We start from the raw sequence: 17,186 nt of genomic DNA on the forward strand, positions 1-17,186 counted from the left end.
GTTGAACAGTAGAAGCGCATCGTTGATAGCCAGCCGCTCAGGCGACGCGTTTCTTGCCTACTTCTTGTCGCTCGGACAAGAAGTAGGTCGCCGGCTACGCCGGCGAAACAGGGGCGCCTGCCAAGAACGACACGCCAATCAAAACCAACCGGCTACGCCGGCGAAACAGCGGCGCCTGCCAAGAATGATGAGCCAGTCATCACCAAAAGTGCGCCAACACACCCGCCCCATTCAAAATCAGTCCGGCTTGATCTGCGCGCGCGCGATGATCGGCTTCCAGCGCTGTTGTTCCTGGGCGATGAAATGCGCGAATTCCTGCGGCGTGCTGCCCACCACCAGCGCGGCATCGGCGCTCAGCCGCTGGGTCGACGCCGGGCTCTTTACCGCCTTGGCCGCGGCGTCGGCGAGCTTGTCGGCGGCCGGCTGCGCGAGACTTGCCGGGGCCAGCAGACCGTACCACTGCGTCATCTCGAAGCCCGGGTAGCCTTGTTCCGCGACGGTGCCGACATCGGGCAGCTGCGGAATGCGCTGCGACGTGCCCGTGGCGATGCAGCGCAGCTTGCCAGCCTTGATGAACGGCAGGATGGCCGGCGCGCCAACCGCTGCCGCATCGAGCCTGCCGGACAGGAGGTCGGTGATCTGCGGACCGCTGCCGCGGTACGGCACGTGGGTAATGAAGGTGCCGCTGGCGGCCTTCAGGTACTCGAAGGCAAGGTGGCCCGCGCTGCCATTGCCGGCCGAACCGTAGTTGAGCTTGCCGGGCTTGCTTTTGGCCAGCGCGATGAACTCCTTCAGGTTCTTCGCCGGCACGTCGGGATGGATCACGTACAGGCTCGGCACCTTGGACAGCAGGGACACCGGGCGGAAGTCCTTGTTCGGGTCATAGGGCAGCCTGGCGAAGATGTAGGGATTCACCGCGAGCGTACCGATATGGCCCAGGATCAGCGTGTGCTGGTCGTCGGCGCGCGCCACTTCTCCCATGGCGACGTTGCCGGCGCCGCCGGGCTTGTTCTCCACGAACACCGACACGCCAAGCAGCCGGGTCAGTTCGGCGGCGGTCGAGCGCGCTACGATCTCGGAGCTGCCACCGGGCGCGAACGGCACGACCAGGCGGATGGGCTTGGCGGGCCACGCCTGCGCCCGCGCGAGCGCAGGCGCAAGGGCGCCGGCGCCTAGCGCGGCGGCGAGCTTCAGGACGTCTCGGCGGACGGGGTCAAACTGGTTCATGCGTTTCTCCGGAGAGGCTTGAGGGTTCTTGAAGGCTGGGCGCTTGCGGTGGGTGACCGGCGCTCACGTTATTCGGGCTTGACGTTGCCGTCCCGGATGACCTTGGCCCACAGGCGGGTCTGGTTGTCGATATAGCGGGCGGCCTCGGCCGGCGGCGCGGCCACGACCTCGCCGCCCAGTTCCGCGATGCGCTTGCGCACGTCGGGACTGTTCATGACTTTCTGCAGCGCCTCGGACAGCTTGCCGGCAATGGGCTGGGGCGTGCCGGCGGGGACGAACGCGGCATTCCATTCATAGACTTCGTAGCCGGCCACGCCGGCTTCCTCCATGGTCGGCACCGACGGCAGCGCCGGCGTGCGCGTGTGGCTGGTCACCGCAAGCGGCCTGAGCTTGCCGGCCTTGATGTGCTGCAGGCTCGATGCCACGTTGGCGAAGAACAGCGGCACCTGGCCCGCGATGACGTCCGTCATGGCCGGGCCGCCGCCCTTGTAGGGCACGTGCAGCAGGTCCACGCCAGCGCGCTGCTCGAACAGCACGCCGGACAGGTGCTGGGCCGAGCCGTTGCCCGACGAGGCGAAGGCCACCGTGCCCGGCTTCTGCTTCGCGATGGCCAGGACATCCCTGACCGAGTGCGCGGGGAATCCCGGCGTGGCGACCAGCACATTGGGATAGCGCGCCAGCACGCCAATCGCCGTGAAGGCCCTGGCGGGGTCATAAGGCAGGCGCGGATACAGGCTCGGATTCACCGCGTAGGAAGAGGCGTCGACCATCAGCGTGTAGCCGTCCGGTGCTGCCTTGGCAACGTACGAGGCGCCGATCTGCCCGCCTGCGCCGGGCCGGTTTTCCACGATGACGGACTGGCCGAGCTCGCGCCCGAGCCCGGGCGCAATCAGTCGCGCCATCAGGTCGGCGCCGCCGCCCGGCGGGTAGGTCACGACAATGGTGATGGGCCGGCTCGGCCATTGCGCGGCCGTTTCCGTGGCCTGCGCAAGGGCAGGGGTCAGCAGCACGGTGGCCATCACGGCCCCTGCAATGCGTGTTGTCGAATGCTTCAAGCTGGTCTCCACTTCAATGGACTCATTTTTCTGGGCAATGGACGTCAGCGGATGTCCGCCTGGTAGCGGAAGGCATAGGCATCGCCCCTTGTCAGCCGGTACTCCGCGCAGTGGCCTTGCAGGTCGTAGGCGCGCCGCGTCACCAGTGCGCAGGGGTGGCCGTCAGGCAGTTCCAGCAGGCCGGCCTCGTCGGTATCCAGCGTGCGGAAGGTCACCTCGTCCTCGGCGCGATGGATGGTGATGCCACACTGCGAGCCCAGCAGCGGATAGAGCAGGTCGCCCCATTCGGCCTTGGGCAGGCGCTGCAAAGGCTCGCAGCGCGGCAGCGGCAGCCAGATCGATTCGAGCAGGCGCGGCTTGTCATCGAGCCAGCGCCGCCGCGAGATCGCCAGGCCGCGCGCGCCGGCACCGAGCCCAAACAGGGCGGCCATGCCCTGGTCCAGCCGCGCCGCGCGGCACGACAGGATCTCGGAACGCGGAATCGCCAGGCCTGGTTCGGTGCCCGTGGCCAAGCTGCCCGGTGCCCCTGCATCGGCCCGGAAGCGGAAGAACCGCATCATGCTGGCGCCCGTGAGCCCGTTGCGCACGAAGGTGCCTTTGCCCTGCACGCGCTCCAGCAGGCCTTCCTGCACCAGTACGGCAATGGCCTGGCGGATGGTGCCCAGCGCCATGCCGAATTCGGCGGCAAGCGTGTTCTCGGCGGGAATGGCGGCACCCGGCAGCCACTCGCCGGCCACGATCTTGCGCTGCAACTGCGCCGCAATCCGGCCATAGCGGCTGACGCCGGGGGCGGTTGCGGCACGGTGCAGCGGGTCGTTGTCTGGCATCTGGTGTCCGTGTTAAATTGATGTCATCTAGAGGACTAGAGATTATCTGCGGGTCGCCCGGGACCATATCCGGGCTTACCCGCATGCGAGGAAGGCTGACGATGATGCGCAGTGCGATGCCGCTGGTGGATTGCCACTTTCACCTGTTCGACGCCGGGGCCGGCATGCCGTCTGCCCGTTATCGGCCCGCGTACGCAGCGCGCATCGAGGACTGGCAGCTACTGCTGGCACCGATGGGAGAACCCTGCGGCGGCGTGGTTGTCCAGACCAGTTTCCTTGGCACGGACAATTCCGCGTTGCTCGCGGCGCTGCAAGCCCTGCCGGGACGGCTGCGCGGCGTCGCCGTGGTGGATCCGTCGGTCTCGGACGAGGCGCTGGCCGACATGAGCGCGGCAGGCGTGCGTGGCATCCGGCTCAATCTATTCGATGACCCGGACTGGGCACGCATCGGCACGGCGCCGTGGCGCGCGCTGTTCGCGCGGGTTGCCGCGCTGGGCTGGCATGTGGAGCTGCATACCGGGAACGGGCAGGGCGGTGCGCTGCTGGCTGGGCTCGACGCCGCGCTCGGGCATTGCCCCGCACCCGTCGTGCTGGACCACTTTGGCAGGCCCGGTGAAGACGGTCTGCGCGACGCCGTCTTCGATGTGGCGGCACGGATGCTGGCGCGCCGGCAGGTCTGGGTGAAGCTGAGTGCTCCGTACCGGCTGCTGCCCGGAGCCGACTGGCGTGCGCTCGCCAGGGCATGGGGCCGGACGGTGGGGCATGACCGGCTCTTGCTGGGCAGTGACTGGCCATGGACCAATCATGAGTCCGCGGCCCGCGCCGATGAATGCGCGGCGTTGTTCGGCTGGCCGTGCGAGCCAGGTGCCGGCGGCGAGGGATCGGATGACCGCGGGTTTGCCGAGTCGCTACGCTGGCGGAACGCGGCGGCGCTCTACGGGTTCGACTTTTAGGGCCTCCGTGTCTTTCATGCGCTTTCCCACGAAGCCCTGCTCTCACCCGTTCCGAAGGGAACGAACCGGCCCATGCCGGGTCAATCGTAATCGTTAAGTTACAATGTTGTCCTGCAGCACGGCCGGCGCTTCCTTTGCGAAGTGCGGTATCAGGCCCTGCTGAACGCCCCCGACCCATGCGATTTCTTTTCCTGCTGCTGACTGCCCTGTGCCTGTCGCTGCTCTCCTTTGGAGCGGCGGCGCACGCGCACGCGGGTTTGCAGGGAAATGTCGCCGCGGTGGCCGCCCGGGCTGCCGCCGTGCCCGACAAGGTCACGGAAGTCGCGGCGCTGCCGTCCGTTGACGAGATGGGGCGGGTGATCGCCCCCGGCGATGACGGCCTGCACGACGAAGACGCCATCGACGACCCGCCACCCGGCTACTGCAATATCTGGTCGGCGGACCTGCTCGATCCGCTGGACCTGCTGGACGAGATCGAAGAGTCCAGCGCCTTGTTCGACCTGCCGACCGCGAAGCTCGTGCTGCCCGCGGAAGATTTCTGGCAGGCGCCCTCCGGGCGCATCGCGCCACCCGCCACGGCTTTCTTCAAGCCGCCGATTTCCCTCGCCTGATCCTCTTCGCGCCCGGTGCGCGGCATTGCCGCGTCCGGGGTGCGTCCCATTGCCTGGCCCGACTTCCCGGCGCGCCTCTGCGCTAGCCGGCTGAGTCCGCTGCGGCCGTCCGCCTTTTTGCGTTGCGTTGCATGCGCGAGGGCGGGGTCGCGGCGTGGCGCAGGCAGCCGCATCGCTTGCTTTCCCGACTCATGACAAACACCAAGCTGACCCTGATCGCGTCGCTTTCGCTGGTGGCGTTCGCCGCCATGCCGGCGCATGCCAGCGACGACGTGCGCCCGCCGGCCGCTGTCGTCCTCGCCGCCGGCAACACAGCGCCCGCGCCCTCCGCCCCTCCCTCCGCTCCCGTCGGTCCGTCCTACGGCCTGCACGACCTGCTGGGGATGGCGCAATCCACCAACAAGGGGGTCGAGGCCGCACAGGCCAATGTCGACGCCGCCAATGCCGCCATCACCAGCGCGCGCGCCTATCCGAACCCGCAGGTCGAGGTGATGTACGGCCGCCTGCAGGGCAAGCAGCCCGGCGTCACCAGCGGCAATGCGCCGACCTACGCCATCACCCAGAAGCTGGACTATCCGCACCAGCGCAGCCTGCGCGAAGACATGGCCACGCGCGGCCTGGAAGCGTCGCAGGCGGTGCGGCAGGGCTTCCGCGCCGAGCTTGCCGCGCGCGTGAAGACCGCCTACTTCGAAGTGCTGCGCCGCGAGAGCGAACTGCAGGCGGCGTCCGAGGACCTGGCCATGACGCGCCAGATCCATTCCCGCGCGCGCCTGCGCGTGGAGGTGGGCGAGGCCCCGCGCTATGAACTGATCAAGGCCGAGACCGAACTGCTGGCGGCGCAGAAGAGCCAGCAGACCGCCGAGCTGCGCGTGAACCAGGCCAAGGCCGCGCTGCGCCAGCAGGTCGGCGGCGCGATGCCGGCGCAGTTCGCGCTGGACGGCAGCCTGGGCCGCGCGCCAGAGGTGCCGCCGCTGCCGCAACTGCGCGGCACCATGACCGCGAGCAATGCCGAACTGGCCCAGCGCCGCATGGAACTGGAGCGCGCGCGGCTGGGCGTCGATTACCAGCGCTCGCTGCGCTGGCCGGAAGTGGCCGTGCGCGCGAGCACGGACCGCCAGCCGGACAACAACGTGTCGCAGATCGGCCTGGTGCTGACCATTCCGCTGTGGGACCGCCGCAGCGGTCCGGTGGGCGAGGCCACGGCCCAGGCCACGCAGGCCCGCAGCGCGCTGGAAGCGCGTGAATTCGAGCTGGCCCAGGAGCTGGAAACCGCCTACCGCCAGTACGAGATCACCCAGTCGCAGGTGACCGCGCTCGAATCCGGCATCGTGCGCGAGGCCGAATCGGCGCTCAACGTGGCCGAGTCGGCGTACCGCTTCGGCGAGCGCGGCATCCTGGACTACCTGGATGCGCAGCGCGTGCTGCGTGGCGCGCGCAATGAACTGATCGCCGCCCAGTTCGACCTGCAGGTCGCCGCCATCCAGATCGAAAAGCTCATGTCGACGGCGCCGGGCACCATGCCCGCGGGCCTGCCGTCCTCCACCATCCAGAACCAATGACCATGCGTCCCAATTTCCTGCTTTCGCTGACGGCCGCCGCCGTCATGGTGTTTGCCCTGGCGGGCTGCTCGAAGGAGCCTGTCCCGGCCACCGAAGCGCCCAGGCTGCCGCCCGGCGTGGTCAGGCCCGAAGCCGGCCTGATGCAGTCGCTGAAGGTGGCGCCGCTTGCCACGTCCCCGTTCAGCGAGATGCTGCGCGTGGCCGGACGCATCGATTTCGACGAGCAGCGCGTGTCGCGCGTCGGCGCCAGCGTGACCGGGCGCGTGACCGACCTCTACGCGAGCCTGGGCGAGGAGGTCAGGGCCGGCCAAGTGCTGGCCCGCCTGCACAGCACCGAACTGGGCGCTGCGCAGATGGCCTTCCTGAAAAGCGAGGCGCAGCACGAACTGCAGGCCCGCAATGCCGAACGCGCGCAGCAGCTGTACGCCGCCGATGTGATCGGCCGCGGCGAACTGCAGCGCCGCCAGAGCGAGCTGGCCATTGCCTCCGCCGAGATGCGCGCCTATCGCGACCAGTTGCGCGTGCTGGGCATGTCGCCGGCCGCCATTGCCGAGCTGGCCAGGGGCGGCACGATCAACTCGCACTCGCCGGTGTATTCGAGCATCAGCGGCACCGTGGTCGAACGCAACGTTGCCCAGGGCCAGGTCGTGCAGCCGGCCGATGCGCTCTACACCGTGGCGGACCTGTCGCGCGTGTGGGTGGTGGCCGAGGTGCCCGAGCAGCAGGCCGCGCAGGTGGCCGAAGGGCAGAGCGTGGAAATCGAGGTGCCGTCGCTGGCCAATGGCAAGGGCGCCCAGACCATTACGGGCAAGCTGATCTATGTGGGCCGTACAGTGAATCCGCAATCGCGCACGGTGCTGGTCCGCACCGAAGTCGAGAACCGCGAGGGCCGTCTCAAGCCGGCCATGCTCGCCAGCATGCTGATCGCCAGCAAGCCGGCTGAACAGCTCGTGGTGCCGGCGTCGGCGGTGGTGCGCGAAGGCAATGACGAGCTGGTCTACGTCGAAATGGCCGACGGGCAGTTCCGCCAGACGCGCGTCAAGCTGGGCGCGGAGAGCGATGGCATGCGCGTGGTGCTCAATGGCGTCAAGGCCGGCGACCGCGTGGTGGTGGATGGCGCGTTCCATCTCGATAACGAGCGCAAGCGTCTCGAACAGGGCTGAACACCATGATGAAATCCCTGGTTGAAGCCGCCATCAAGCAGCGGCTGGTGGTGTGCGTGCTTGCCGTGGTGCTGTTCTTCTTCGGCCTGCGCGCGGCCACCAAGCTGTCGGTCGATGCATTCCCGGACGTGACCAACGTGCAGGTGCAGATCGCCACCGAAGCCACCGGGCGTTCGCCGGAAGAGGTGGAGCGCTTTGTCACCGTGCCGGTGGAAATGGCCATGACCGGCCTGCCCGGGCTGGAAGAGATGCGCTCGCTGAACAAGGCGGGCCTGTCGCTGATCACGCTCGTGTTCACCGATGCCACGGACGTCTACTTCGCGCGCCAGCTTGTCATGGAGCGCCTGATCGAGGTGTCCGGACGCATGCCTGAAGGCGTGACGCCGGTGCTCGGGCCGGTCTCGACCGGCCTTGGCGAGGTCTACCAGTACACGCTGGACCGCTCCGACGACGGCAACCGCGAGCTGACGCAGGAAGAACTGGCCGAGCGCCGCATCGCGCAGGACTGGGTGGTGCGCCCGCTGCTGCGTTCGATCCCCGGCGTGGCCGAGATCAACTCGCAGGGCGGCTACGTGCGCCAGTACCAGGCGCTGGTCAACCCGGAGCGCATGCGCCACTACGATGTCTCGATCCAGCAGGTCTACCAGGCGCTCGCGCGCAACAACGCCAACTCCGGCGGCGGCGTGCTGCCGCACTACGCCGAGCAGTACCTGATCCGCGGCGTGGGCCTGGCCAGGGGCGTGGACGACCTGGGCAGCATCGTGCTGAAGGAAGTCGCCGGCACGCCGGTCTACCTGCGCGACGTGGCCACCGTCACCATCGGACATGAGGTGCGGCAGGGTGCGCTCGTGAAGAACGGCCAGACCGAGGCGGTCGGCGGCATCGTCATGATGATGCGCGGCGGCAATGCCAAGGAAGTGGTAAGTCGGGTCAAGGCGCGCGTCGCCGAGATCAACGCCAAGGGCATGCTGCCCGGCAAGCTGCAGATCGTGCCGTACTACGACCGCAGCGAGCTGGTCGATGCCGCGCTGTGGACGGTGACCAAGGTGCTGCTGGAGGGCGTGGTGCTGGTCGTGATCGTGCTGTTCCTGTTCCTCGGGGACGTGCGCTCTTCGGTCATCGTGCTCGCCACGCTGGTGCTGACACCGTTGCTGACCTTCATCGTCATGAACCGGATGGGGCTGTCGGCCAACCTGATGTCGCTGGGCGGGCTGGCGATCGCGATCGGCCTGATGGTGGACGGCTCGGTGGTGGTGGTCGAGAACGCGTTCGAGCGGCTCGGCCACAAGGAGCCGGGGCTGACCAAGACCGAGATCCTGGTGAAGGCCGTGCAGGAAGTGGCCACGCCCGTGGTCGTCGGCGTGGGCATCATCATCCTGGTGTTCCTGCCGCTGATGACGCTGTCGGGCATGGAAGGCAAGATGTTCGCGCCGCTGGCGTTCACGATCTCGATCGCGCTGGCGATCTCGCTGTTCCTGTCGCTGACGCTGTCGCCGGTGCTGAGTTCCTACCTGCTCAAGGGCGGCGCCGAGCATGACACGAGGCTGATCGCCTTCATGAAGCGGCACTACCTGCGCCTGCTGCACTGGGCGCTGGGCAACAGCCGCAAGACCGTGATCAGCGCGGTGGGGGCCTTCGTGCTGACGCTGGCCATCGTGCCGCTGCTGGGCACTTCCTTTATCCCGGAGATGAAGGAAGGCTCGATCGTGCCGGCCATTGACCGGGTGCCGAACATCTCGCTGGAAGAATCGGTCAAGCTGGAGAAGGAGGCCAACAAGCTGGTGCTGAGCGTGCCCGGCGTGAAGTCGGTGGTGTCCGGCGTGGGCCGTGGCGAAAGCCCGGCCGATCCGCAGGGCCAGAACGAATCGACGCCGATCGCCAGCCTCAAGGACCGCGACGAGTGGCCCGACGGGTGGTCCCAGGATGACATCGCCAACGCCATTCGCGACAAGCTCAAGGCCATCCCCGGCGTGCAGATCGTGATGGCGCAGCCGATTTCGGACCGCGTCGACGAGATGGTCAGCGGCGTGCGTTCGGACGTGGCGGTGAAGGTGTTCGGCGACGACCTCGACCAGCTGCGCGAACTCGCGGGCGAGATCGCGCGTGTCGCGGGCGGCATTCAGGGCTCGCAGGACATCCGCATCGAGCGCGTGTCGGGACAGCAGTACCTGTCGATCGAGATCGACCGCCAGGCAATTGCGCGCTACGGGCTCAACGTGTCGGACATCCACGACATCATCGAGATCTCGATCGGCGGCAAGCGCGCCACGGACATCTTCGAGGGCGAACGCCGCTTTGCCGCGGCCGTGCGCCTGCCGGAGGAGTTCCGCGGCAATGTGCAGGCCATCCGCCAGTTGCTGGTGTCGACGCCCAACGGCATCCAGGTGCCGCTGCAGAGCGTGGCGAAGATCGAGGTCAACGACGGCCCCGCGCAGATCAGCCGCGAAATGGCCAAGCGGCGCGTGGTGGTCATGATCAATGTGAAGGACCGCGACCTCGGCGGCTTCGTTGCGGAGCTGCAGCAGGCCACGGGCGCCAAGGTCAGGCTGCCGGAAGGCTATTACCTCGAGTGGGGCGGCCAGTTCCAGAACATGGAACGCGCCATGGGCCACCTGAAGATCATCGTGCCGGTGACCATCGCCGCGATCTTCTTCCTGCTGTTCCTGCTGTTCAACTCGCTGCGTTTCGCCACGCTGATCATCACGGTGCTGCCATTCGCCTCGATCGGCGGCATCATCGGCTTGTTCGTCACCGGCGAATACCTGTCGGTGCCGGCGTCGGTGGGCTTTATCGCGCTGTGGGGCATGGCGGTGCTCAATGGCGTGGTGCTGGTGTCGTACATCCGCACGCTGCGCGATTCGGGGCTGTCATTGCATGAGGCGGTGGTGCAAGGGGCAACCCAGCGTTTCCGGCCGGTGATGATGACGGCGACCATCGCCATGCTCGGCCTGGTGCCGTTCCTGTTCTCGACCGGCCCGGGCTCGGAAGTGCAGCGCCCGCTGGCGGTGGTGGTGATCGGCGGGCTGATCACGTCGACGCTGCTGACGCTGGTGATGGTGCCCACCTTGTATCGCTGGTTCGACGACCGAAAGGCGGACCCGACCAGGGATGTACCGGTCTGATGCGGTGATGCTGCCGCGATGATCGGAACAAAGGCGCTTCGCGTGGTACGCGAAGCGCCTTTTTCTTTGACGGCCCGCCCGTGCGGGTTACGACACCGAAATCACCTTGATGTCTTCCCACTGCGGATGCAGCAGCCGCAGCGTGGCCACGATGGCCTTCGGGTCGTCCGCATGGCGCTCGGACAACGCGACAGCTTCCGTGGTGTTGATGACCGGCTTGCGGCCCTTCTGGCGGTACTCGATCTCGACGCTCTTGGTGACAAATGGCATGGCTGGGCTTTCCGGGAAATTGTTGCCTGGTTGCCTGGCCCGAGGGACGACGGTCAGGCAGGAACAATAACGGCAGGCCGGCGCGAGACTTTTGCTTCGGGGAAATACGGAGTTTGTTTCAGGTCATTATCCAAAGGCGCCGGTTCAGGGCCGTTCGGAGGCGAAGTACAGCAGTGCCAGTATCGGCATCGCGAAGCCGATGCCACTGGCCAGCGGCCAGCCGCCGTGCGCATAAGCCCAGCCGCCAAGTGCGGAACCGAGCGCACCGCCGACGAAGAACAAGGCCATGAACACCCCGTTCAGGCGGCCCCGGTGCTCGGGGCTCAGCGAGAAGATCGCCCGCTGGCTGACCACCAGGCTGGCCGAGAGGCCGAAGTCCAGCACGATGGCGGCGACGGTCAGCATGGCCAGTGCAAACATCGACCCGGGCGTGCCCGCCAGCCCGATCAGGAGCGATGCCGCGCCAAGCAGCAAGGCAATGGCCGTCGTGCGGCGCCCGCGACCGCGGTCGGCCAGGCGCCCGGCGATGGGGGCGGCGATCGCGCCGGCCACGCCGGCCAGCGCGAACAGCGCAATGCCGCGCTGCGACAGGCCGAACGCCGGCCCGGACAGATAGAGCGGAGCCGTGGTCCAGAACAGGCTGAAGGCGCCGAACATGCTGGCCTGGTAGGCCGCGCGCCGGCGCAGGACCGGTTGCGTGCGCAGCAGCTGCCACATGGAGGCCAGCATCTCGGCGTAGCGCAGCCCCGGGGGCGGCGTGCGCTTGGGCAGGCGACGCGCCAGGACGAACGACAACAGTGCCATGACCACGGCCGACAGGGCGAAGATGGCGTGCCAGCCCCAGAGATCGGCCACGATGCTGGCGATCGGGCGGGCCAGCATGATGCCCAGCAGCAGGCCGCTGGTGACACTGCCGACCGCGCGTCCGCGTGCGTGGTCGGGCGCAAGGTGGGCGGCAAACGGCACCAGCACCTGCACGGCCACGGAACAAAGCCCGATCAGCCAGGCTGCCAGCAGGAAGGTGACCGCGTGCGAGGCAAAGGCGGCAGCGGTCAGCGCCACGGCGTTGCCGGCCAGCAGCCGGCATACCAGGCGGCGGTTTTCCACCAGGTCGGCCAGCGGTACCAGCAACAGCAGCCCGAGGCAGTAGCCGGCCTGGACCAGCGTCACGATCAGTCCCGCCGAACCGGGCGACAGCTGAAGCGCCGCCGCAATCGGCCCCACCAGTGGCTGGGCGAAGTACAGGTTGGCGACGGTAATGCCGCAGGCGGCGGCCAGCAACGGTATCACCCAGGCGGGGACGGACTTCGGCGGCTCGATCGGGTGCGTGCCCGATGCGGTGGCCCCGCCGGTGGCGGACTGGACGGTCATGGCGATCTTCAACTGGGCGGCAGCGGGTGCCGGTTCTGGTACTTCCCGCGCCCGTTCGAAGTGGCGCCGGCGCAATCTCTGCATCCGGGGGGCGGGTGCAGGCAGCGTGCAGTGGCCGGCAGGTTAGCACTGATGCGGCAGCCGTGCAGGCGGCCAGTCGCCACGGTTCGGGCGGGGGAGCGGGAACGGGAGATGCGCCGGACGACCAGGGCCCGCGCGATTCGGACATCCGGGCCGCCGGATGATCCGGCGCGCCTGCCGGTCAGTGCCGTTTCAGCTCGCCCAGGTAGTAGTTGATCTCGGCCAGCAGCGTGGTGTGGAAGGTCTCGGGCAACTGCCGGTCGTCGGTCATGCACAGCAGGTCGTCGACGCGCCTGCGGAAGGCGCTTTCCACGCTGTCGCGGCGTTCCGCCGGCATTCCGGCGCACAACGCGGCCAGGAATTCGCGCAGCACCAGCAGGCGCGCGCCGTACTGCACCATGGCATCGCCCTGGGTTTTCAGGCTGCGCGAAAACTGATCGGGAACGGCGTCCGGCGCGGCGGCCTCGTGGGTCGGCACCGCGGCGTCTCCGGTGCAAGCCTGCAGCTTGCCGGTCAGCATGGATTTCCTGAACATGGCGGGCCTCCGTGAGAGCCTCTAACGCCCGGCGCGCGCCGGACGACGGTAAGGTGCATCTTGATGGCCTGGACAATGCCAGACTGTTCGCTAGCGGACACTCGAATCTGCGGGTCTGCAAGGCCGTAGTTTGCGGCGCATCAACGATCATGGCGCCGGCGATTACATCCGGTGACCCGCTGCCGTTAAGACCCGAAAGACCGCGCCGCGCAATTTCCAACAAGGCGCGCACCGCGCCCGCACAGGCATGCGGGCCGGGAGTATCGGGGTTTAACCAAGCCGGCAATTCAAGTTTCCGCCATGAGTCAGTTCATCCATACGATCAGGTTCAGAATCCTCCTGGTGTTCGCCGTCTGTATTGCGCTGATGCTGGGCATCGGGCTGTTCGCCCTGCAGACCATCGCCAGCCTGAACCAGAACATGCACAACGCGTACGAGCAGAACACCGTGGCCATCGGCCAGCTGGCGGAGGTACGCGTGGCGCAGCTCCATATCCGCCGCCTGCTCTGGAAAATCCGCGCGACATCGGAGGGCGCAACCAGCGCAGACATGGCATTGGTCCAGGAGCATCGCGCGAAGATGCAGAAGGGCTGGCGGGATTACTATCCCGCCCGGGTCACGTCCGGGGACGAGCGACGCGTGGCCGATGCGCTCGACGCCGCGCTTGGCCGCTTCGCGGACCTGGTCGCGCAGGAGATCCGTCTGCTCGATGCCGGCGACCATGCCGCGGCGGCCCGGCTGCAGGAGAACGAGCTCGTCGCGGCGGGCGACAAGGTCGGCGAGCTGATCACGCGCAGTGTGGAGGTCAACCTTGATCAGGCCGCGGACTATAACCGCAGCAGTCTTGCGCAGTCGCGCACGGCGCTATGGACGACGGGGGTGTTGATCGCGCTTGGCCTGCTGGTATCGGTGGCGGCGTCATACCATCTCCAGCGGACCATCATGGGGCAACTGCGCCGTTCCGTGGCGATTGCCGACGAGATTGCCGCCGGACACCTCGACCAGCAGATCGAGAGCCATTCGCGCGACGAGTTCGGACTGCTGCTGGACGCCATGGCACGCATGAGCCGCCAGCTCGCGCAAACCGTGCGGGGCATCCAGGTGTCGAGCGAAGCCGTGCGCGTGGCCTCGCGCGAAATCGCCAGCGGCAATATGAACCTGTCGGCGCGCACGGAGCAGCAGGCGGCTTCGCTGCAGGAAACCGCGGCCAGCCTGGCGGAGATTTCGCAGACTGTCCGCATGAATGCCGACAATGCGGCCCAGGCCAATACGCTGGCCGGCAATGCCAGGGACCTGGCGCATGCCGGCAACACGGCGGTGCAGGCCATGGTGCAGACCATGGCCCGCATCAGCGGCAGTTCGGACCGGATATCGGACATCACCACGCTGATCGAAGGCATCGCATTCCAGACCAATATCCTCGCGCTGAATGCAGCGGTCGAGGCCGCGCGAGCGGGCGAGCAGGGGCGCGGATTCGCCGTGGTGGCGGGCGAGGTGCGCGCGCTGGCACAGCGTTCGTCGGCCGCGGCCAAGGAGATCAAGGAGCTGATCGAATCCTCCGCCGGCATGGTCCGGGACGGGTCGACGCAGGCCGGAGAAGTTGGCCAGACTGTCGGGCAAGTGATCCGCGCCATCCAGCAGGTCTCGGACATCATGGGCGAGATTTCCGTGGCGTCCGGCGAGCAGAGCCAGGGCGTGGAGCAGGTGCACGTGGCCATCAGCCAGATCGACTCGGGCACCCAGCAGAACGCCGCGCTGGTGGAGCAGTCGGCGGCGGCCGCGCAGTCGCTGGAAGAGCAGGCCAATGCCATGGCCGATGCTGTCTCCGTGTTCCGGCTTGCCGGGGCGGGCGGGGCAGGTGCGGGCCATGGACCGCGCGGGGCGCAGGTATCGCGCGCATCGGGGGCAGCCGCCAGGCCAACGGAAGCTGCAAGCCGTGGCAAGGTGCAGGCGGGAGCGCGACCGGCCGCGGCCGCTCCCCGACCGACACGTGCCGAAGATGCCGGTCGTGACGCTGGCAATGACGCCGGCCACGACTGGCAGACTTTCTGACCCGCCGCCGGCGCGATCCGGTGGAGTGCCGTGGCAAACGTGCAAACAAGGCAAGGCAGCAGCAACTATTCGAGGCTTTGCCCTGATGGCGGATCCCTAGAATCTCTCACGTGGCATCTTGCTACACCCCCCGACTTCACAGCCCTCCGCATGGAGGGCTCTTTTTTCGCTCCCACCTTGGCTATGTCGAGGTGCACCTCGGGACGCGTTCCAGCCGGACATCAGCCAGCGCACGAATTGTTCCAAAAACGAAACACAGTGTGCAATCCATGTGACTTCTTGCGGTGCGGCGAACACTGCATAATGCGGCGCGGTGGCAGGTTCAGTGCATCCCTCGATGCGCGGTCGCCATGCCCCATTGTCCCGAATTCCTCCACACCGCCATGCCCAGCCGCCTTCCCCCGCCTTGCCTCCTGTCCCGCCGCGGCGTACGCGGTTTCGCGCTGGTTGCCGTCGCCGTGTCCGCCGCGTTGTCCAGTGGCGTGTCGCACGCCGGGCCATGGTTCGAGCCGGTGCGCCTGGGCGCGGCGGTCGGGGCCGGCAATGATGCCGCCATGGCGCGGCTGGAAGCCCGCTGGGATTTGAAGCACGACCTCTGGGCCACGTCGTCGCAATCGTTGCGCCTGCGCCTGGGGATAGAAGCGTCGGCAGGCGTCTGGAACCCACATGGCGGTGGCGGCAATGCCTTGGGCGATCTTGGCCTGACGCCGATCCTGCGCTTGCAGGGCGCAGGGTCCAGTGGCGTCTTCCTGGAGGCCGGCGTTGGCGTCCATGCGCTGTCGCGCACGCACCTTTCGGATGACAAGGTCTTTTCCACCGCGTTCCAGTTCGGCGACCGCGTGGCCGTCGGCTATCGCTTTGGCGACGCGCTGGACTCGGAGCTTGCGCTGCGACTGCAGCATTATTCGAACGCGGGCATCAAGGAGCCCAACCCCGGCATCAACTTCCTCCTGCTCCAGTATTCGGCTCGTTTCTGAGGCCGTCAGCAAGTATTGTTCAGGCATGGTGGCCGGCCGCCGCCGCCATGCCGGCTGCCCGCGCAGGCGTGCGCAGCCGTCTGCGCGCCGCACGGCGCGACCGTGCGGCTGACCGTGCGGCTGACGTGCGGTTGAGACCGGATCCCGGCAGGCAGACATGCAGGCATTGGCGCTGTTTTCCGTGCAGTTCATGCTCGCGGTGACATGGACGCTCTACGTGGCGTTCCTGCCCGCGCTGGCCGCGCAGGCTGGCCTGCCGGCCGCGAAGGTCGCCTGGATCCTGCTGATGGACCAGGCCATCTTCGTCCTGATGGATTGCGCGCTCGGCATCGCCGCCGACCGGGTGGCCGATGCCATGCGCCGGCTTGGCGGATGGGTGCTCGCCGCGACCGTCGTTTCGGCCGTGGCCTTCGCCTGCCTGGCGAAGTCCGCGTCTCCGCCGATGCTGCTCGCGCTCACCGCGTGCTGGGCGGCGACCTCCTCGGCGCTGCGGGCCCCGCCCATGGTGATCATCGCGCGCCGGCTGCGGACCTCGGCGCCCGCCTTCCTGGTCGGGTGCTCGCTGCTTGGCGTGGGGCTGGCGTCCGCGCTGGCGCCCATGCTCACCGTGTGGATGCGCGGGCTTGCGCCGGCGTTGCCGTTTCTTGCGGCAAGCCTTGGCCTGGTTGCCGCCGTGTTCGCCTTGCAGTGGGTCGAGCGCCACGCGGGTCCCCGGCCGGTCGCGACGCCGAACACGGGGCGCGCCGGCGGCATTGTCATGGTGTGGCTGCTGCTGGCCGCCGTATTCCTGTTGGCGCTCGGTTTCCAGGTCCATAGCACGGTGAATGCCGCGCCGGCCTACCTGAAGTTCGTGAAGCAGGCCGACCTCGTGCGCGTGATGCCGGCTTTCTGGATCGGCTTTGCGCTTGGCGTGCTGCTGCCCGCGTGGCTGCCGCGCGGACGGTTTCCGATCCAGTTCGTGCTCATGGCTGCCACGGTGCTGGGCAGCCTGGTGCTGGCCGGCATTGCCATGGCGCCCTCGCTGGGCTGGCTGCTCGCGGCGCAATGCGTGGCGGGAGGGCTGTGGGGCGTGGTGTTCAGTGCCGCGGCCAGCGCCGCGATCGACGCCGGCCATGTCGGCCGCGAGGGCAAGCTCACCGGACTGGTGTTTGCGCTGGCGGCGCTGGCGGCTTCCGTGCGCATTGCCATGGTCGCGTCCGGCACGGCCAGGCTGCCCGCGGTGGCCGCCTGGCTGCCATGGCTGCCGGCGGCGGCGTGGGGTGTCGCGGCCGTGCTGCTGGTGCTGTTCGTGATCCGCAATCTGCCGCTGCTGGCCGTCAGCCCGGCGAGCGGAGATGCCTGATCGGGAGCACGGCCGGGGCGCCCCCGCGTAAAATGTGGCGC

Annotated in this window: 14 protein-coding genes; 8 read left to right on the forward strand and 6 right to left on the reverse strand. The window is 68.0% G+C overall.

The window, feature by feature from the left end; genetic code table 11:
• Positions 1–237: 237 nt before the first annotated feature.
• From KHO22_RS25895 to KHO22_RS25905, 3 genes are all read right to left on the reverse strand, one after another.
• Positions 238–1,227: a Bug family tripartite tricarboxylate transporter substrate binding protein gene (locus KHO22_RS25895; protein ID WP_211950032.1), complete on the reverse strand. Its 990-nt coding sequence runs from the start codon at positions 1,225–1,227 to the stop codon at positions 238–240.
• A 68-nt stretch (positions 1,228–1,295) separates the two neighbouring features.
• Positions 1,296–2,246 carry a tripartite tricarboxylate transporter substrate binding protein gene (locus KHO22_RS25900; protein ID WP_211950119.1) on the reverse strand — a complete coding sequence of 317 codons (951 nt, stop codon included), beginning with the start codon at positions 2,244–2,246 and terminating at the stop codon, positions 1,296–1,298.
• Positions 2,247–2,326: 80 nt separating this feature from the next.
• Positions 2,327–3,109 (reverse strand): GntR family transcriptional regulator, encoded by a 783-nt coding sequence (locus KHO22_RS25905; protein WP_211950033.1) that lies wholly within the window; start codon positions 3,107–3,109, stop codon positions 2,327–2,329.
• Positions 3,110–3,210: 101 nt separating this feature from the next.
• Between KHO22_RS25905 and KHO22_RS25910 the strand changes: the two genes are divergently transcribed.
• The 5 genes from KHO22_RS25910 (at position 3,211) to KHO22_RS25930 (ending at position 10,517) form a co-directional block, all read left to right on the forward strand.
• A complete protein-coding gene (locus KHO22_RS25910) occupies positions 3,211–4,062 on the forward strand; it encodes an amidohydrolase family protein (RefSeq protein WP_211950034.1) in 852 nt (283 codons plus the stop codon).
• Between the two features lie 176 nt (positions 4,063–4,238).
• Complete coding sequence (locus tag KHO22_RS25915; RefSeq protein WP_211950035.1) at positions 4,239–4,673, forward strand: cobalt-zinc-cadmium resistance protein; 435 nt, start codon at positions 4,239–4,241, stop codon at positions 4,671–4,673.
• Positions 4,674–4,864: 191 nt separating this feature from the next.
• Complete coding sequence (locus KHO22_RS25920; RefSeq protein ID WP_211950036.1) at positions 4,865–6,232, forward strand: TolC family protein; 1,368 nt, start codon at positions 4,865–4,867, stop codon at positions 6,230–6,232.
• Positions 6,233–6,234: 2 nt separating this feature from the next.
• The gene (locus tag KHO22_RS25925; RefSeq protein WP_211950120.1) at positions 6,235–7,395 is read left to right on the forward strand and encodes an efflux RND transporter periplasmic adaptor subunit; all 1,161 of its coding nucleotides are present in this window, start codon (positions 6,235–6,237) and stop codon (positions 7,393–7,395) included.
• A gap of 5 nt (positions 7,396–7,400) precedes the next feature.
• Positions 7,401–10,517, forward strand: a complete 3,117-nt coding sequence (locus KHO22_RS25930) for an efflux RND transporter permease subunit (protein ID WP_211950037.1) — start codon at positions 7,401–7,403, stop codon at positions 10,515–10,517.
• A gap of 87 nt (positions 10,518–10,604) precedes the next feature.
• Here the strand turns inward: KHO22_RS25930 and KHO22_RS25935 are convergent, their stop codons facing one another.
• The 3 genes from KHO22_RS25935 to KHO22_RS25945 form a co-directional block, all read right to left on the reverse strand.
• Positions 10,605–10,787: a hypothetical protein gene (locus KHO22_RS25935; protein WP_211950038.1), complete on the reverse strand. Its 183-nt coding sequence runs from the start codon at positions 10,785–10,787 to the stop codon at positions 10,605–10,607.
• Positions 10,788–10,931: 144 nt separating this feature from the next.
• The gene (locus tag KHO22_RS25940; protein ID WP_211950039.1) at positions 10,932–12,158 is read right to left on the reverse strand and encodes an MFS transporter; all 1,227 of its coding nucleotides are present in this window, start codon (positions 12,156–12,158) and stop codon (positions 10,932–10,934) included.
• A 262-nt stretch (positions 12,159–12,420) separates the two neighbouring features.
• Positions 12,421–12,774 carry a hypothetical protein gene (locus KHO22_RS25945; RefSeq protein ID WP_211950040.1) on the reverse strand — a complete coding sequence of 118 codons (354 nt, stop codon included), beginning with the start codon at positions 12,772–12,774 and terminating at the stop codon, positions 12,421–12,423.
• Between the two features lie 300 nt (positions 12,775–13,074).
• On the opposite strand from KHO22_RS25945, the gene KHO22_RS25950 reads away from it, so the two are divergent.
• The 3 genes from KHO22_RS25950 (at position 13,075) to KHO22_RS25960 (ending at position 17,145) form a co-directional block, all read left to right on the forward strand.
• A complete protein-coding gene (locus KHO22_RS25950; RefSeq protein ID WP_211950041.1) occupies positions 13,075–14,826 on the forward strand; it encodes a methyl-accepting chemotaxis protein in 1,752 nt (583 codons plus the stop codon).
• Positions 14,827–15,209: 383 nt separating this feature from the next.
• A complete protein-coding gene (locus KHO22_RS25955; protein WP_230427026.1) occupies positions 15,210–15,803 on the forward strand; it encodes an acyloxyacyl hydrolase in 594 nt (197 codons plus the stop codon).
• A 157-nt stretch (positions 15,804–15,960) separates the two neighbouring features.
• Positions 15,961–17,145, forward strand: a complete 1,185-nt coding sequence (locus tag KHO22_RS25960) for an MFS transporter (protein WP_211950043.1) — start codon at positions 15,961–15,963, stop codon at positions 17,143–17,145.
• The last annotated feature ends 41 nt before the right edge of the window (positions 17,146–17,186 follow it).

Origin of the sequence: Cupriavidus yeoncheonensis, assembly GCF_905397275.1 — a bacterium.
Taxonomy (GTDB): Bacteria; Pseudomonadota; Gammaproteobacteria; order Burkholderiales; family Burkholderiaceae; genus Cupriavidus; species Cupriavidus yeoncheonensis.

Bases quoted from the DNA above. Each gene is read 5' to 3' on its own strand.
- KHO22_RS25895 (WP_211950032.1), bottom strand. From the start codon at position 1,227: ATGAACCAGTTTGACCCCGTCCGCCGAGACGTCCTGAAGCTCGCCGCC.
- KHO22_RS25925 (WP_211950120.1), top strand. From the start codon at position 6,235: ATGCGTCCCAATTTCCTGCTTTCGCTGACGGCCGCCGCCGTCATGGTG.
- KHO22_RS25960 (WP_211950043.1), top strand. From the start codon at position 15,961: ATGCAGGCATTGGCGCTGTTTTCCGTGCAGTTCATGCTCGCGGTGACA.
- KHO22_RS25935 (WP_211950038.1), bottom strand. From the start codon at position 10,787: ATGCCATTTGTCACCAAGAGCGTCGAGATCGAGTACCGCCAGAAGGGC.
- KHO22_RS25900 (WP_211950119.1), bottom strand. From the start codon at position 2,246: ATGGCCACCGTGCTGCTGACCCCTGCCCTTGCGCAGGCCACGGAAACG.
- KHO22_RS25930 (WP_211950037.1), top strand. From the start codon at position 7,401: ATGATGAAATCCCTGGTTGAAGCCGCCATCAAGCAGCGGCTGGTGGTG.
- KHO22_RS25955 (WP_230427026.1), top strand. From the start codon at position 15,210: ATGCCCAGCCGCCTTCCCCCGCCTTGCCTCCTGTCCCGCCGCGGCGTA.
- KHO22_RS25915 (WP_211950035.1), top strand. From the start codon at position 4,239: ATGCGATTTCTTTTCCTGCTGCTGACTGCCCTGTGCCTGTCGCTGCTC.
- KHO22_RS25920 (WP_211950036.1), top strand. From the start codon at position 4,865: ATGACAAACACCAAGCTGACCCTGATCGCGTCGCTTTCGCTGGTGGCG.
- KHO22_RS25905 (WP_211950033.1), bottom strand. From the start codon at position 3,109: ATGCCAGACAACGACCCGCTGCACCGTGCCGCAACCGCCCCCGGCGTC.
- KHO22_RS25940 (WP_211950039.1), bottom strand. From the start codon at position 12,158: ATGACCGTCCAGTCCGCCACCGGCGGGGCCACCGCATCGGGCACGCAC.
- KHO22_RS25910 (WP_211950034.1), top strand. From the start codon at position 3,211: ATGATGCGCAGTGCGATGCCGCTGGTGGATTGCCACTTTCACCTGTTC.
- KHO22_RS25950 (WP_211950041.1), top strand. From the start codon at position 13,075: ATGAGTCAGTTCATCCATACGATCAGGTTCAGAATCCTCCTGGTGTTC.
- KHO22_RS25945 (WP_211950040.1), bottom strand. From the start codon at position 12,774: ATGTTCAGGAAATCCATGCTGACCGGCAAGCTGCAGGCTTGCACCGGA.